This window comes from Methylobacterium sp. A49B (genome assembly GCF_053346215.1).
Map to the genome: position 1 here is coordinate 21238 of NZ_JBKFBO010000093.1, position 15045 is coordinate 36282.

A 15045-nucleotide genomic window follows, 5' to 3' on the forward strand; every position below is an offset into this window, starting at 1 on the left:
CGTCGACCGCTAGACACAAGAAGCGAGGAGGAGACCATGGCCAGCGTCGATGTCGACATGGTGAAATGTGCCTGCCAGGACTGCGTCTGCGTGATTCCGGTGAGCAAGGCGGTGTCCCGGGACGGCAAGGCGTATTGCTGTGACGAATGCGCCGACGGGCACAAGGATCACGCCGGCTGCGAGCATGCCGGCTGCACCTGCCACGGCTGAGGCAGCCTCGGAACCAGATCCGCGCGGCAATCGCACCGCGCGCCGTCTCAGGAGACGGCGGTCAGCTTGTCGGCCATGGATTGGTCCTTGTCGCGTCGCGTCGAGAAGATCAGCGTGAAGAAGGTGCGCTGCACCCCCATTTCCGCGAGCTTGGCCTCACATCGCTCGGCGAGGGCGCAGATCTCCGAGAGTTCGCCCTCGATGTTGGTGCCGTTGGGGTGCATCGTGGCGGTCAGGCCGCTTGCCTCGATGATCCCTTTGATCGCGCGCACGTACGGCGAGACCGACGGGCCGACGCCCATCGGGACGATACACAGGTCCGCCGAAACCTTCATGATGCTGGCCTGATCCGGAAAAGGCTCACCCCGGTGCGGGATGGAGCCGGTGACAGGAATAGAGCCCACGTCGTCAGCTTGGAAGGCGGGAGCATCTGACGCTCCATCGCGCGGTTCAACATGCGATGCCGCGCCGAGGGCGCCGCGACATTGCGACGGTTCCGGACGCGCACCTTCCCGGACTGACCGGAGTTCGAGACGGCAATCGTACGGTCCTTGTTTGGGGATCGCAACGCGGAATGCCGAGACCGTGCGGCACCTGCGGAGGTCGCGCAGCGCCCGCCCCGACGAGCCCGAGCCCGAGGGAGCCGAGCGGGACGATCACCGTCCGGCGGGCAGGTTGAGGCGTGGCAAGGACTCTCCGCGCATGATCCGCTCGGGTGGGCGCGCGTTCAATGCTCCGTGCCCGAGAAGACGCCGACACAGCGGAAGCCGTGCCACATCTCAAAGGGTCGACCCTTCGCCAGAGCCTTGGATACCGCCAAGGCCTCGGCATCGTCCACGGCGTAGAGTGAGCGAAGATCGCACCACTCGGCGCGTTCGTTGAGCAAGACGAACGTGTACCGCGTCCGGACGAACGACGGCGGTGGCCCGGATGCGTCGCCCTCGTCGTCTGACATGGCGCCGGCCTCGGCGGGTGACGCCACCGCCGGCATCTCGGGGGAGGAAAAGTCGACCGAGACGCCAGCGGTAGCGGCTGTCACCCCTAGCGACAGCGTGGCAATTCTGGGCCGAAGAGCCAAAGCGAGGGTTGCGGTAGATCAATGCCGACTCAGCCGCCCCGGCGGGCGGGCGGGCGGACGCTTGTGCGTCCGCTTTTCGCAAGCGCGGACACGCCTGCCGCCGTCGCGACTCGAGAACGGCCGCGATCAGAACCGGGCAATGATCTGCGCCCTGATCGTCCGCGGAGCGCCCGGCGTGATGTTATTGTTGTTGTCAGCCGTAGCGATGTAGCGTCGGTCGAACAAGTTCTCGATATTGACCTGAGCGCGGACGGACTCGCTGATGTTGTAGAACAATCCGAGATCGATCCGGGTGTAGCCCGGCAGGCGAACGGTGTTGTCCGAGGCTGCGAAGGTATGTGAGTAGTTCAGGAGGCCGACGCCGATGGAAAAGGCCTGGGTCACGTCGAATTTGTTCCACAGCGTGAAGGCGTTGAAAGGTACGAGGCCCACCGTGTTCCCGGCCACGATGATGGCCGAGGTCGCGCTGGCGATGCGTGCATCGGTGAAGGCATAGCCGCCCGCGATCTGCCACCAGTCGGTGACGTACCCGTTGGCGCCGATCTCGAAGCCTTGGGTATTAGTCTTTCCCGACAGGATGAAGAAGCCGGGGTTGTTGGGATCGGCCAGGCGCTGGTTGTACCGATCCAGGTTGTAGGCCGCCGCGGTGAGTTGGAAGCGCGGGTTGACGTCGTATTTGATGCCGACTTCGGTGTTCTCGAACTGCTCCGGCTTCGCGATGACCAAGCCTGGGGTGAAGTTGCCGATCTGGTCTCCCGACGAAGGCAGATAGGAGACGCTGTAGCTCGTGTAGAGGGCGAGGTTCGGCAGCGGCTTCAGCACGAGACCGGCGCGCGGCGAGATCGGATCGTCCACGCGGGTGTTGGTCAGCAGCGTGCGCCGGTCCGTGGATGCGAAGTCGAAATGGTCGTACCGCAGGCCGCCGACGAGCTGCAGCCAGTCCGTGATGTCGATCTGGTCCTGCGCGTAGACGGCGGCGAGGCCGAGGCTGTAGCGCGCGTTGGAATCCGTCGTGCCGTTGTTGCGCAGGAAGGTCGGCGAGAAGGTCAGCGGGCGGAGCGGGTTGACCACGACGCTGCTCGCGAGGCCATTTCCGAAGAACAGGGATTGCCGGTAGGCCAACCCCTCCTGGTAGCCCAGTTCGAAGCCCCCGAGGAGCGTGTGCTTGATGTCCCCGGTCAGGAATCTGTACGTGAAATCGTTCTGGCTGAAGTAGTTGGTCCGCGGCGTGTCGTTGCGGTACCCGGTGATGGTCACGGCGGTCCCGGCCGCGTTCACGGCGCCGCCCGGAAGCGTGTTGACGTAGTACCGGTCATAATCGGCGAAGCGCAGCTGGCTGTGCATCTCGACTCCCGAGTCGAACTGATGATCGAGCTGCACGGTCGCGATATTGGCATCGACCTTCGTGGCATTCACGTTCGGGTTGCCGAAGAAGGTCCGGATGTTATCGCGGTACCGGTAGGGGCGACCGAACTGCGAGGGGATACCCCGGTCGGGGAAGCGCTGGTCGTGGAAGTATTCGTACGAGAGCTTCAGCGTCGTCTGCGGGCCGATGAGGACGGTGGCGGTCGGATTGACGCCGTAGCGGGTCAGGTCGCCGAACTGGCGGTAGGTTCCCGAATCCTCGAACACGCCGTTCAGGCGGAAGAAGACGCTGTCGCTGATCCGGTCGCCGACATCGACGGCGACGCGCTTGTCGCCGAACTGGCCGCCGCCGGCCACGACCTCCCGGACTCGGTAGCCGTCCGCCTCCTTGAGAACGCGGTTGATGACGCCGCCGCCGCCGCCGCGGCCGAAGATGAGCGAGTCCGGCCCCTTCAGAACCTCGATCCGCTGGATATTGTACAGATCGCGGAAATATTGAACGTCGTCGCGGATGCCGTCGATGTAAAAGTCCGCGCTGGTGTTCTGGCCGCGGATCAGAACTTGATCGCGATTGCTCTCGCCCTGCGCGGGGATCAGGCCCGGCACGAAGCGCAGCTGCTCGGTCAGGTTTTGGTAGTTCTGATCGAGAAACTGCTCACGCGGAACGACGGTGATGGATTGCGGGATGTCGATGACCAGCGTGCTCGTCTTCGTGGCGCTCCGCGTCTGCTTGGTCAGATAGCCGATGGTGACGCCCCCCTGCGGTTCCAGGCGCTCGCCTGCACCTTCGACCGTGAGCTGGTCCAGCGTAACGACTTCACCCAGTTCGGCGGGAACAGCGCCCTGTTGCGCCGGCGCTGTCGTCGCAGTGAAGGTGGTCGTCAAGAGAAGCCCAACAAGCTGAAACGGGAAGGTCCTGCGCATCACTCACTCCGCGGCTCCGCACGGAAGCCGATACGTATCGAAAAGCTGTTTGCCTTCGGATGCGGAGATACTTTCGCGGCACGATGCGCATCAAGATTTATTCCGGCGCGACGGACACAATAAATCTATAATTGATCTAAGAGCGATTCCGGTCTGTCACGCATCTCACTGAGAGATCTGGTTGTCCGGACTGCAATTTAATTTAGACGAGTTATAATCCAGAAATATGTTGAGTTTCCTGTTGCGAAACGGCAACACACGCATCCGAGCGGCGACTTGCCCTGGGCGCATCGGATTTGGCGCGCCCGCCAGATTGAATAAAGTCACCGGCGTCGAATGCTCATCAAGAACGGCCGGCGACTTGGCGTAAGCTATCCAAGGGCGGGGCTCGCACTTGCATATGCTGCGCGTGCCCGCTTCCGAGAGGCCAAGATTTGTTCCAACTCGGAACGGCGGTTCCCTGGCGGCTGACGGATGGTTGATCTCAGGACGCGACGAGGCCCAGATATCCAGGCGGCCGGGACGGAGGCAAGCCGTCCGCTCGTCTATCTCGACGCCTGAAGGCAGACGGTCTCAAATCCGCTCAACGCGGCCGTGCATCGGCGAACACGGACGCGACTGAAGCTCGCTCTCAGCGGATGATCTGTTTCGGGATGCGCAATGCGGCAGACCGGACGCCGCAGCAGTCTCGCGCCATGTCGGCACCCTTCATTGTGCCGACATTTGAATAACGTCCACGATTTCCCGACAGGTTTGCAGCCCTTTTGGCTGTCCTGACCTGCACGGTGAGCGACCGTCGGGAACACCAACGTTGTCCGGACGACAGCAGCAGGCGCGCGAAGGCTCTGTCGGAAGATCGGGTTGAAGGTGGCCCAGAATTGTGCGCCCGGCTTGGAGGGCGCAACACACGGCAGCGGCCAGCACTGTCGAGCCGCTGTCCGCACCTCGGACAGATCATCACATTGGCCGCTGGGCCACGCGGCGATGTTCACCGGGCGAGTAGCCGTACCTGTGCTTGAAGCGCCGGGAGAAGTGCGCCTGGCTGGTGAACCCGCACTCATAGGCCAGCGTGCCGATCGGCAGGTGCAGGCAGGCTGGATCGGCCAGGCGCTTGGCCGCCATCGTCAGCCGGCGCTCCCAGATCCAGTCGGAGATGTGCTGGCCACGCTCGTGGAACAACTCTTGGAGCCGGCGCAGCGAGACGCCCATGGCGGCCGCGAGCCGGGGCGGATCAAGCGTCCGATCGTGCAGATTGGTCTCGACGTGAGCCTTGGCACGCTGGACCACAAGGCTGCTGTGCAGCGGCCGGGGCACGTCCTTGGCCATGCGCTCGGCAATGCTGGCCACGATCAGGTCGATCCCGATCGACGACATGCGCTCCGCCGCGTCGGCGCTGAGTTGTCCCTCGACCTGGATCAGCTCTCGGAAATACGTCAGGGCCAGCGTCGTAGAGGCCAGTTCCGCCCCGATGGTCAACGACGTGTAGAGGTTGGAGGGGCCGAGCACGCTCTCCAGTCGGGCACGCGGCAACTCGATCAACAGCGACTGACCATCGTCAGGTGTTCCCAACACGCTGGGCCGCCGCGTGAGGACGACCAGTTCTCCGGGCCGCTGAACGGCCGCGCGGTCGTCCTGGATAGTTCCCGACGTCGCGCCAGCCAGCTTGAAGATCGCCAGCGCCGTGTCGAGATCATAGCTGCGCGGCCGCCTCCTGCTTGTCTGCTCCGCTGCACTTTGCGTGATGCGCGCGAGCGGCAGGGACCCGATCTTCGTCGCCTCGATCTTGCTCGTGAACGCCCGGTCATCGATGCGGGTAAACTCGAACTCTCCGTAACGCTCTGAGAGCAGATCGCGCCAGACCTTGAACCTGTTCGCGGACGGCAGCGTGTCTGTCGAGTACAGAAGATGCATAGTCGGGTCTCGTGCCCGCCGCCCGCGGAAGCGCATGACCTTGAGCGACGTCGCGGTCACCGTGTCGCGGCGACGACACCTCAGTTGAAATGTCTAACAATCGTATACAATCTTCAAACGAGGTGTCCATATCGCCGGCGCACCGCGATGGGCTGGTCGCGTCCGTTCGTGGGTTGGCGTCACATCCGGTTAAGTGACCGGATCGCGGCGAGAACAGCCGCTCGCGACGGCGCTACGCTCCGTAAGCCGACGTTTTGCGAAGGCCCGATCGCAAACGGCAGCGTCCGCTTACGGGACGGCGCCCATTCGCTGGGATGATCGTCGCTTCGGCTGCGTCAGGCTGGCCGGCGCGGATGCCCCCGGTGAGCGCCTCGCCGAGCGGCTCGACGGCGCGCGCGCCTGCAACTCGCGGACGGGCGGCGCGGCATGAAGCGGGCGATCCCGTTGCGCCCGACCGCGCGGCCCCAGCGCAGTCCGTCCGCGTGAGGCTCTCGCCCTGGCGCACCTGCCGGTCCCCCGCCGTCGCGGGTGCGGCGGGACGGAACGGCATGGCTGCCAGGACGACGGCGAGGAGGGGGCGCGGCTACATCAGTGGCTCATCAGGCAGCAGACGGGGGTCGTTTGCAGGACGTCGCGCGTGACACCGCCGAAGACCCACTCACGCAGCCTGGAGTGGCCGTAGGCGCCCATGACAATGAGGTCCGCGTCCTCCCGCCGTGCGAACCGGAGGATCTCGTCCGCGGTGTCGATCCCTGGCTTGCGGATTAGGTGGGTCGTGGCTCTGATCCCGTGCCCGGACAGGTACTCGGCTGCGCCCTCGGCACCGACGTTGACCGCGTCCGGTCCCACGGCCACCACGCAGACCTGATCGGCCTGTGCCAAGAACGGCAAGGCGTCATGAAGGGCGCGGCGTGCTTCGGGCGCATCCTTCCAGGCCACCACGACCTGCTCGGCCGCGAGGTGCTCGATGCCCGGCGGGACAACGAGTACGGGTCGTCCGACCTCCATCAGGAGTGCCCCGGCGGGCACCCTCATCGGACCAGGGTCACCGTCCGCAGGACCCTGCCGGCCGACGACGACAAGGTCGGCGGTGCGCGCCTGGGCACTGAGGTACGTCAACGGATCGGTGGGCGCGAAGTGCCAGTCCGTCCTGAGCGCCTGCCCGGCCATGCGCTCGAAAAGCGCCTTGGCCTCCGCGAGTTGCTCCTCCGTCAGACGTTCCTCGATCGCCCAGACGCGCTCGACGTCACGCATGTTGCCGACCGGCATGGGACCGAAGACGGGCCGTGCCGCGACGCCGGTCAGCTTGGCCCCGAACCGCTCCGCGAGGCTGGCCGCTGAGCGTACGCGGTGCGCGGACGCGGCGCCGAGGTCGACCGAGACCATGATGTTGGCGATGCGCATGACCACCTCCGGGATCCGGGCTGGCCGGTTCAGGGGTGGCACACTCGATCACGCGTCCGGCTGGGACCTTGATCCAACTCAACGAGACAGGATTCCCGGCAGGCGAACGGGGCGGCCTTCCTGCAACGCGATCGGGGCCGTGTCCGACACGGTTGATCGAGCGCAATGCCCACCCTTGCCGAAGGAGGACATGAGGTTCGGCATGGAGGTCCTATGCCGTCCGCGATCGCGATCCTGGCTTCGAGTGCGCCCCGCGTCGGGCCGGAGGACTGCCGGCTCGGGACGCCGCGGACGCTCCCGGCGTTCATCAAGAAGGCGAGCGGTGTCCATCAGCTTGGCCTGGTGCTGATGGCGATCGTTCTGTTCGTCGCGGATCTGGCGCCCCTCGAGCTTCAGCGACGCATCATCAACGCGGCTCTTCCCGGCGGGAACGCCCGGACCATCGTCCTGCTCGCACTGCTGTACATCGCGGCGGCCACCGTGATGGGCGTGCTGAAGCTCGGGCTTAACGTGTACCGCAGCTACGTCGGCGAGAGCGCTGTTCGCAGCCTCCGCGAGACGCTGCTGCAGGACCTCGGCACCTTTGCTCCGGCAGACACTGCCGAGGTCGAGGGCGTGGAGGTCTCGCTCGTCCTGGCGGAGGCAGAGCCGGTCGGCGCCTTCGTCGGGGTGAGCGTATCGGAACCGATCCTTCAGGGCGGGATCGTGGCCGGGACGTTCGGGTACATGCTGTACCTCGACCAGCTGATGGCGGCCCTGGCGCTGGCGATCTTCTCGCCGCAAATGGTGTTCGTGCCGTTGATGCAGCGGGCCATCAATCGGCGTGTCGTCAAGCGGACAGGTACGTTGCGCCGCATCAGCGGCGGCATCATCGGCCAGGGACGACACAAACCATCGAACTTGCAAAAGGCGCGTATCGACCACGTGTTCCGGCTTAACATGGGCATCTTCAAGCTGAAGTTCTCGATGAACTTCCTGATGAACCTGTTGCACCATTCCGGGGTGGCGCTGTCCTTGGGCGTGGGCGGCTACCTCGTCGTGAACGGCCGGACCGAGCTCGGTACAGTCGTGGCCTTCGCCGCGGGCCTGAAGCAGCTGAACGACCCTTGGAAGGGACTGGTCGACTGGTTCCGCGAATTGCGCGTGACCCAGGCGAAGTATAGCCTGCTCCGGCAAGCCCTGGACACACTTCCGCGTCACGTCGTCTGAGACGGCGTTCCTCGGCGCAGGTCGCCGCTTCCGCGCTCGGCCAGGATACAGCGGAGGCTTGCTGAATCTCGATGGTCTCCGGACCGGAGGATTCTCGGATCCGCGCTCGGCCAAGAGCAGCCTGACCGGCGATGGCGGCCTTGATGCGTCTTTCGCCCGGACGGGTATACGCAGGAAGCCGCCCCGGGCGGACGTCTCCCATCAACCGCATCCGATGGGCCTACGCGTTGTCCCGCGCGTGGGTTAGCATCCCCGCATGGGGCTTTTGACCTTCAGCATCAACGTCACCCTGGACGGCTGCGTCGATCACCGAGAGGGGACATCCGACGACGAGACGCTCGCCTTCTTCACCCGCCTGATGGACGCGAGCGGGGCAATGCTTTGGGGTCGCGTCACCTACGAGATGATGGAGTGCTACTGGCCCGGGGTCGCCCGCGGCGACGTGGAGGCGCCGCCGTCGATACGCGCGTGGGCGGTCAAGCTGGAGGCCAAGACGAAATACGTCGTGTCCGCGACGCGAACGGCCTTCCCGTGGACCAACAGCCACCGTATCGCCGGCAACCTGCGCACGAGCGTGCAGACGCTCAAGGACGCGACCCCAGGGGGCCTGCTCCTCGGTAGCGGCAAGCTCGCGACCGCGCTGGACCAACTGGATCTCATCGACGAGTACAGATTCCTCGTCCACCCGAGGATCGCCGGTCATGGACCGACCCTCTACCAGGGTGGGCTGCTGAGCACGCGACGGCTCGAACTGATCTCGGCCACGCCGCTCCGCTGCGGCGCGGTCGCCGTCCACTACCGACGCGACCGCTCGGTCACAGCAGCCTCGTCACGCCCCCTCCGGAACCCTCCGCCTCCCACCGCGACTGGCCATCCCGGGCGCGGCCTGGCCCCATAGCGCCGCAGATTGCGTGCGGCTGTTCGCGGATGCGCGGCATCCGGGGCCGACGGGGTTGCGGAGGCACGTGTGCAGCCGACCGCCGGAGCCGAGGGCGTCACCGCAGCCGAGACTCGAGCGTGCGGCCGATCGCTCACTCGCCCCCCTTTACGGACATCAGGCTCTCACGGTCGATCTCCGGCATTTTCGAAATCTGATCGAGGGGCACCAGCGCCATCACCTGACCGGCCGGCATCTTGATGACGTTGACGTGCTTGCCGGTGGTCTTGTCAGTCGCCATCGCGACCATGAGCTGCATCGGCTCGAATGGCGTGACGACGAAATCGTGCCCCCAGGCGCCGATGAGACTCGACAAGGAGGACGCGGCCACGCCCGTGCCGGCGAGGAGAGCGACGGCCGGCAGAATCGCACGCATCATGATGAATCCCTCCCGGTTCGATCGACGGGATTTCGCCGGCCTCCGCGATGCAGTTACCGGGACTGGATCATCATCGTCCGTCCCGTAACAATGAAGCGACAGCGACCGAAGGGCGGTAGGGCGGGAAGGACGTGCGATGACGGCGTATGCGACCCGACTGATGCGGCACGCGTCGGTGCCCCCAATCCGGAGGCGGGCGTGATGACCGTCCGCCGCAGGACGTGGCAGGGCAAGCGGCGGCACGCCGTCTACCGGGGAGCCCTCGGCCTCAATCGTGGCGTCCTGTACGCGTTGCGGGCCGCCGCCAAGATTGCTGGCGCGCTCGTCCTCGGTGCATTTGGCATCCTGTTCCTGAACTACGTCGTGCTCTCGACCGATCAGGCGCAAGCCTATCGCAACCTCGACCCGAGCCTTGCCGAATGCCGCGATGGGCTCGCGAAGGGTTGGACGATCCTGGCCGATACGGGTCGCGACACGTTGCGGGCCGCGATGGTGTCCGACGGCGACGGCTGGGTCGACGCGAGCAACGATGAAGACGCGGTCATCGCGACGGATGCCCGTTGGGCGACGCGGCTGCGCTGCGTGCTTCAGCGCCATGTTGTCCCGGCCCGCGAGGCCGGCCGGCAGGACCTCTCATACCACCTCGGCTTCATCGAGTTCCAGGAGGATGGCGAACCTTACGCGCTGGTCTCTCGCGAGGGGGCGAGCGACACGGCCATCGACAGCGCGATGCTTCGCCACGCCATGGACACCGAGATGCGCGCCAAGGGCGTGTCGGCCACGACGATCAAGCCCGTCATCACGCAGCTGGACGCCCTGAAGAAACATCTCTCGACCGGGTCCCACTACGTGATCGCATTCGTCCACGGCTGGCGGCACGATGCGCGGATCGGCGACGGCAACGTGGCAGACCTGCGCCTCTATGCGGCCCACGCCGCCCGTTTCCTTGCACAGCGCTGTCGGAGCGACCCCGGCGTCTGCGACATGGATGTCACGGCGATCTATGTCGGCTGGCGCGGAGCGCGGGTCGACGAGCGCGGCCTGCGGCTCTGGTTAGGCGACACGATCGGTGGCTTCTTCGGAAACCTGTCGGCTGGCGCCACCCTGTTCGATCGAAAGCCGGTGAGCGAGGCCATCGCGCCCGCGGCGATCTCAGCCTTCCGCACGCTGGAGACGACGCTCAGCGCGCCGGGCACGCACAACAAGCTGATCGTCGCCGGGCACAGCCTCGGCGGCAACATGCTGGCGAGCGGACTCAAGGATGACATGGTCAAGGCGGTGCGCCGGCACCGATTCGGCGAAACGCTGCCGCCGGTCCTCGGCAACCTCGTCGTCCTGATCAACCCCGCGTCCGAGGCGAGCAAGTGGACGGCAATCCAGCGCGAGGTCTGGATGAAATTGGCCGACCATGCCGACGCACACACGCCGGCTTCAGAGGTTGAGCGCGATGACGGGTACTTTCCGTCCGACCAGCGGCCAGTCCTGATGTCGGTGACCGCGGCTCTCGCCTTCCCGGCGGGCGGCCTTCGGCCTGGAGACTGCGCGTGGATCGGCCTCGATGTCGACGATGCCTTCGCCGCCGAACGCCGCAAGATCCGGGGCCGGCTCGCGGCGACCGACAGCATGTTCGATGCGGGCGTCGATTACGACTGGGCCACGCACGACCTGTTCCCCACCTTCAAGTTCGATTTCCGCCCGGCCGCAGGCTATCTCGACCGTGTGGCGGCTCGGTTCGAAGGCCGTCAGCCCCGCGGCGAAAGCTGCAGCCCGCCGCCGCCCATCGATCTCGGAGCCGCGTTGCTGACGCTGCCGCTGCGCACCCTGTCGCTGCTGGCGGCCACGTTCCCGTTCCAGAACACCACGCGCGAGGATTCGCACACCATCGGCAACCTCGATCCGCCCCGGCCCGCGGCGGGCGTGCTCGCCGATGCTCAGCCTTCGGCTGCGCCCTTCGGCACAACCCACGAGTTGCTCGGCCTCGACGCGCCGGGCCTCGAGCGGCACCACCCCTATGCCACCCTCGCCGATGCCGACATCGACTGCCCGCGCTCAGATCACTGGCTGACGCGAGCCCGGACCGCGCGCGCGGCCCGGCGCGGCACCTTCTGGGACAGCGCCGACTTGGCGCCCGGTGGATCGGGCGAGAACGGGCCGGCCGCACGCTTCCTCCACGGCCTCCAGTTGACGGGCCTTGCTCCGATCACCCGCCCGAACGACCCGTTCTGGAACGTCCGAGCTTTCGACAATGCGCTCTCGCGCCACGACGGCTACCGGCTGTCGTCGTTCATCTGTGCTTTGAACCAACTCGTCATGGACGACATCACCGACGCACCGTCGTTGATGAGCGACCACCGAGATCCTCAGATCCCATAGCCAATGCCCGCGCGCCGCTTCGCCCGCTTCCGCCCCGTGGCCGACGGTCGTCGTTCCGCCGATCTGAGACCCTGCGGCGAGCGATCGGCACCGCCAGATGCTGGCCGGACGTCGTCGGTCCGCTTCGGCGAAGATCGGCCTGAAAAGCGGACGGACCTCGGACGACCCGACGCAGTCGCGCGGACAGCCTCCTGAGTTCCCCGAAAGCGGTCATGGGTCGGACGCTGCACGGGGTCGGCTTTGGCCCCGGTCGACCGGCCCGAACCGCTTGTACGAGGACCGGTGTCCTGTGGGCCGGTCAGCCCTCGCGCAATCGTCTCATGCGCAATCGAAGCTCCTGTGGTAAAGGGCATGTCACTGACACCGCCTGTCGCCGATGCCCCTCTACGCCCCTCAGAAAATCTCCCCATTTCCGAACGCACACTTCCTACCGCTACTCAGGTTGACAGTGAGTGCGGGCACGCGGATCGGCAGCGATCTCGTTCATGATTGAACCGGCAAAGTCGTCCTTGGCCGTCCCTGGCCTCGACGCCGAAGACGCCCGCTTGGCGGCCCTCCACGGCTATCAGATCCTCGACACGCCGCGTGAACCGGGGTTCGACGAGATCGCCGCACTCGCCTCGGCGGTCTGCGGAACGCCCATCGCGGTCGTGAACCTGATCGGCGAGGGCCGCCAGTTCTTCAAGGCGGAAGTCGGCCTCGGCGTGCGCGAAACGCCGCTCGACAGCTCGTTCTGCGCCAGCGCGATCCTGGAAGAGGAGTTTCTCCTCGTTCCGGACGCCACCCGCGACGCGCGCTTCGACTGCAACCCGCTGGTCGCCGGCGACCCCCATCTGAAATTCTACGCCGGGGCGCTCCTGAAGACCGCCGACGGCCACGCCATCGGCACCGTTTGCGTGCTCGACTACGAGCCGCGCGATCTCACCACCGTCCAGCAGCAGACCCTGCGCGTCCTCGCGCATCAGGTGATGACGCAGCTCGAACTGCGGCGTGCCCTCAGGGAGAGACGTGAGGAGGCCGCCTTCATGCGCAGCGTGCTGGCCTCGTCCGCCGACTGCATCAAGGTCCTCGACTTGGATACGCGCCTCACGTTCATGAGCGAGGGCGGCAAGCGCGTGATGGAGGTCAGCGACTTCAACGCCATTCGCGGCTGCCCCTGGCCGGACTTCTGGCAGGGCCAGGGCAACGCAGACGCCAAGGCTGCCGTCGTGGCGGCCAAGGCGGGCGGCATCGGCCGCTTCCAGGGCGGAGCCAGCACCATGGCTGGCAGCCCGCGCTGGTGGGACGTCCAGGTCACGCCGATCCTCGACGCGGAAGGTGTTCCCGAGAAGCTGCTCTCGGTCTCCCGGGATGTCACGGTCCAGAAGGATACTGAGCGCGCCGCCGCGGCGAGCGAGGACCGCTAGCGCGGCCTGTTCACCAGCATGCATGAGGGGTTCTTCTCCGGCGAGATCCTGCGGGACGACGCGGGCCGCGCGGTCGACCTGCGTTTCCTGGAGGTCAATCCCGCCTTCGAGACCCAGTCGAGCCTGCCCGCGAACCAAACCGTGGGCAGAACCATCCGCGAGGTGATCCCAACCATCCCGCAATGGCTGATCGACATCTATGCGGGCGTGGTCGACACCGGCGAGCCCGCGACGTTCGAGGTCGCCGTGCCCGCCCTCAACCGCACCTTCGAGGCGCACGGCCACAAAGAGGCGGATCAGCGTATCGCCGTCATGTTCATCGACATTACCGAGCGCAAGCAGGCCGAAGAACGCCGCAACGCCCTGATCGAACTCGGTGACCGGCTGCGCCACGTCACCGCTAAGGCGGAGGTCGCCCCGGTCGCCGCCGAGATCCTGACGCGCACGCTAGGGCTCAGCCACGTGGGGTACGGCGATGTCGACCACGTGCGCGAGACCGTCACCATCGCTCACGATCACGTCGCGGAGGGGGTCGAGAGCCTGAACGGCGTGTACTCGTTCCGGAGCTACGGGTCTTACGTCGACGACCTCAAGGCGGGCCGGGCCGTGTTCATCGCCGACGCGACGGTCGACCCGCGCACGGCTGACGGCAGCGACGCCCTGGCTACCCTGGGTGTCCGGTCCATCGCCAATATCCCGCTGATGGAGCATGGCCAGTTCGTCACCCTGTTCTTTGCCCTCAAGGCCGACCCGCACGCGTGGACGGCTGAGGAGCAGGCTTTCCTGCGCAACGTCGCCGACCGTACCCGGGCCGCCATCGGTCGCCTGGAGGCGGAGGAGCAGCAGAGAGTGCTCAACCAGGAACTGAGCCACCGCATGAAGAACATGCTGGCCATGGTCCTCTCCATCGCGACCCAGACCCTGAAGACGGTCCCTGACCGGGAACCAGTCGAGGCGTTCGAGAAGCGCATCCACGCGCTCTCGGCGGCGCACGACGTCCTTCTGCAGCAGGAATGGACGGCGGCGCCCCTGGACGCGGTCGCCAGCGCGGTGCTGCGCACCTTCGCCCAGACCACACGGCTCAAGGTTTCTGGGCCGCAGGTCTCGCTTGGGCCGCGCGCGACCCTATCTGTCTCTCTTCTGCTGCACGAACTCGCGACCAACGCGACGAAGTACGGGGCCCTCTCCAACGATGAGGGCCACGTCGGGGTCAGTTGGCGCGTCGACGGCGATGGCGACGAAGGTGACCTGGTGCTCGACTGGGAGGAGAGCGGTGGGCCGCCCGTGAAGGAACCCGCCAGACGCGGCTTCGGCTCGCGACTGATCCGCCTCGGATTGGTCGGAACGGGCGACGTCGACCTGCGCTACGCGCCCACCGGTTTCCGGGCCGAGATGCGCGCGCCGCTCGCGCAGATCCATCAGTCCTAGGAAGCCATCATGGGACAAGCCATGCCAACGGCCTCCGCCGTGATCCTCGTGGTCGAGGACGAGCCCCTTCAGCGCATGATGGCGGTCGACCTCGTCGAGACGGCGGGGTTCGACGTGGTCGAGGCTCGCAGCGCCGACGAGGCGGTCCGCATCTTGGAGAACCGCCTCGACATCCGGGTGGTGTTCACGGACATCGACATGCCCGGCGGCGTCGACGGGATGAAGCTCGCGGCCATGATCCGTGACCGCTGGCCGCCCATCGAACTGATCATCATCTCGGGTAAGCACCGCCCCACGCCCGAGGATCTCCCGGTGCGCGGTGTGTTCTTCTCCAAGCCGTACAAGCGGGACGAGGTGACCCGAGCGCTGCGGCAGTTCGCGGCCTGATTGATCCGAACGGCAGACCTTCCAGTTCGCAGGG

Annotated in this window: 12 protein-coding genes; 7 read left to right on the top strand and 5 right to left on the bottom strand. The window is 66.2% G+C overall.

Features of this window, described 5'->3' with window-relative positions; genetic code table 11:
- Positions 1–36: 36 nt before the first annotated feature.
- Positions 37–210: a metallothionein gene (locus ACLBX9_RS13290; RefSeq protein ID WP_447719265.1), complete on the top strand. Its 174-nt coding sequence runs from the start codon at positions 37–39 to the stop codon at positions 208–210.
- Positions 211–257: 47 nt separating this feature from the next.
- Here ACLBX9_RS13290 and ACLBX9_RS13295 read toward each other — a convergent pair whose 3' ends face one another.
- The 5 genes from ACLBX9_RS13295 to ACLBX9_RS13315 all read right to left on the bottom strand — a co-directional run bounded on the left by ACLBX9_RS13295 (position 258) and on the right by ACLBX9_RS13315 (position 6892).
- On the bottom strand, positions 258–545 hold the full coding sequence (locus ACLBX9_RS13295) for an MTH1187 family thiamine-binding protein (RefSeq protein WP_010684448.1): 288 nt from the start codon (positions 543–545) through the stop codon (positions 258–260).
- A gap of 392 nt (positions 546–937) precedes the next feature.
- Positions 938–1165: a hypothetical protein gene (locus ACLBX9_RS13300; protein WP_158169238.1), complete on the bottom strand. Its 228-nt coding sequence runs from the start codon at positions 1163–1165 to the stop codon at positions 938–940.
- A 249-nt stretch (positions 1166–1414) separates the two neighbouring features.
- Positions 1415–3577, bottom strand: a complete 2163-nt coding sequence (locus ACLBX9_RS13305; RefSeq protein ID WP_447719266.1) for a TonB-dependent receptor — start codon at positions 3575–3577, stop codon at positions 1415–1417.
- 957 nt (positions 3578–4534) lie between these two features.
- Entirely contained in the window at positions 4535–5488 is a 954-nt protein-coding gene (locus tag ACLBX9_RS13310; RefSeq protein WP_447719267.1) for a helix-turn-helix domain-containing protein, read from the bottom strand.
- Between the two features lie 588 nt (positions 5489–6076).
- Complete coding sequence (locus ACLBX9_RS13315; protein ID WP_447719268.1) at positions 6077–6892, bottom strand: universal stress protein; 816 nt, start codon at positions 6890–6892, stop codon at positions 6077–6079.
- A gap of 165 nt (positions 6893–7057) precedes the next feature.
- On the opposite strand from ACLBX9_RS13315, the gene ACLBX9_RS13320 reads away from it, so the two are divergent.
- The 6 genes from ACLBX9_RS13320 (at position 7058) to ACLBX9_RS13345 (ending at position 15011) form a co-directional block, all read left to right on the top strand.
- Positions 7058–8101 carry an ABC transporter ATP-binding protein gene (locus tag ACLBX9_RS13320; RefSeq protein WP_447719269.1) on the top strand — a complete coding sequence of 348 codons (1044 nt, stop codon included), beginning with the start codon at positions 7058–7060 and terminating at the stop codon, positions 8099–8101.
- A 256-nt stretch (positions 8102–8357) separates the two neighbouring features.
- Positions 8358–8999, top strand: a complete 642-nt coding sequence (locus tag ACLBX9_RS13325; protein ID WP_447719270.1) for a dihydrofolate reductase family protein — start codon at positions 8358–8360, stop codon at positions 8997–8999.
- Between the two features lie 13 nt (positions 9000–9012).
- A complete protein-coding gene (locus ACLBX9_RS13330) occupies positions 9013–11790 on the top strand; it encodes a hypothetical protein (RefSeq protein WP_447719271.1) in 2778 nt (925 codons plus the stop codon).
- A 485-nt stretch (positions 11791–12275) separates the two neighbouring features.
- Positions 12276–13196, top strand: coding sequence for a PAS domain-containing protein (locus ACLBX9_RS13335; protein ID WP_447719272.1), 921 nt, complete (start codon positions 12276–12278; stop codon positions 13194–13196).
- An 18-nt stretch (positions 13197–13214) separates the two neighbouring features.
- The gene (locus tag ACLBX9_RS13340) at positions 13215–14624 is read left to right on the top strand and encodes a sensor histidine kinase (protein ID WP_447718274.1); all 1410 of its coding nucleotides are present in this window, start codon (positions 13215–13217) and stop codon (positions 14622–14624) included.
- Between the two features lie 21 nt (positions 14625–14645).
- Positions 14646–15011 (top strand): response regulator, encoded by a 366-nt coding sequence (locus ACLBX9_RS13345; RefSeq protein WP_447718273.1) that lies wholly within the window; start codon positions 14646–14648, stop codon positions 15009–15011.
- The last annotated feature ends 34 nt before the right edge of the window (positions 15012–15045 follow it).

Coding starts and splice junctions, on each gene's coding strand:
- ACLBX9_RS13345 (WP_447718273.1), top strand. CDS start 14,646: ATGCCAACGGCCTCCGCCGTGATCCTCGTGGTCGAGGACGAGCCCCTT.
- ACLBX9_RS13340 (WP_447718274.1), top strand. CDS start 13,215: ATGCATGAGGGGTTCTTCTCCGGCGAGATCCTGCGGGACGACGCGGGC.
- ACLBX9_RS13320 (WP_447719269.1), top strand. CDS start 7,058: ATGCCCACCCTTGCCGAAGGAGGACATGAGGTTCGGCATGGAGGTCCT.
- ACLBX9_RS13305 (WP_447719266.1), bottom strand. CDS start 3,577: ATGCGCAGGACCTTCCCGTTTCAGCTTGTTGGGCTTCTCTTGACGACC.
- ACLBX9_RS13300 (WP_158169238.1), bottom strand. CDS start 1,165: ATGTCAGACGACGAGGGCGACGCATCCGGGCCACCGCCGTCGTTCGTC.
- ACLBX9_RS13335 (WP_447719272.1), top strand. CDS start 12,276: ATGATTGAACCGGCAAAGTCGTCCTTGGCCGTCCCTGGCCTCGACGCC.
- ACLBX9_RS13325 (WP_447719270.1), top strand. CDS start 8,358: ATGGGGCTTTTGACCTTCAGCATCAACGTCACCCTGGACGGCTGCGTC.
- ACLBX9_RS13315 (WP_447719268.1), bottom strand. CDS start 6,892: ATGCGCATCGCCAACATCATGGTCTCGGTCGACCTCGGCGCCGCGTCC.
- ACLBX9_RS13290 (WP_447719265.1), top strand. CDS start 37: ATGGCCAGCGTCGATGTCGACATGGTGAAATGTGCCTGCCAGGACTGC.
- ACLBX9_RS13310 (WP_447719267.1), bottom strand. CDS start 5,488: ATGCATCTTCTGTACTCGACAGACACGCTGCCGTCCGCGAACAGGTTC.
- ACLBX9_RS13295 (WP_010684448.1), bottom strand. CDS start 545: ATGAAGGTTTCGGCGGACCTGTGTATCGTCCCGATGGGCGTCGGCCCG.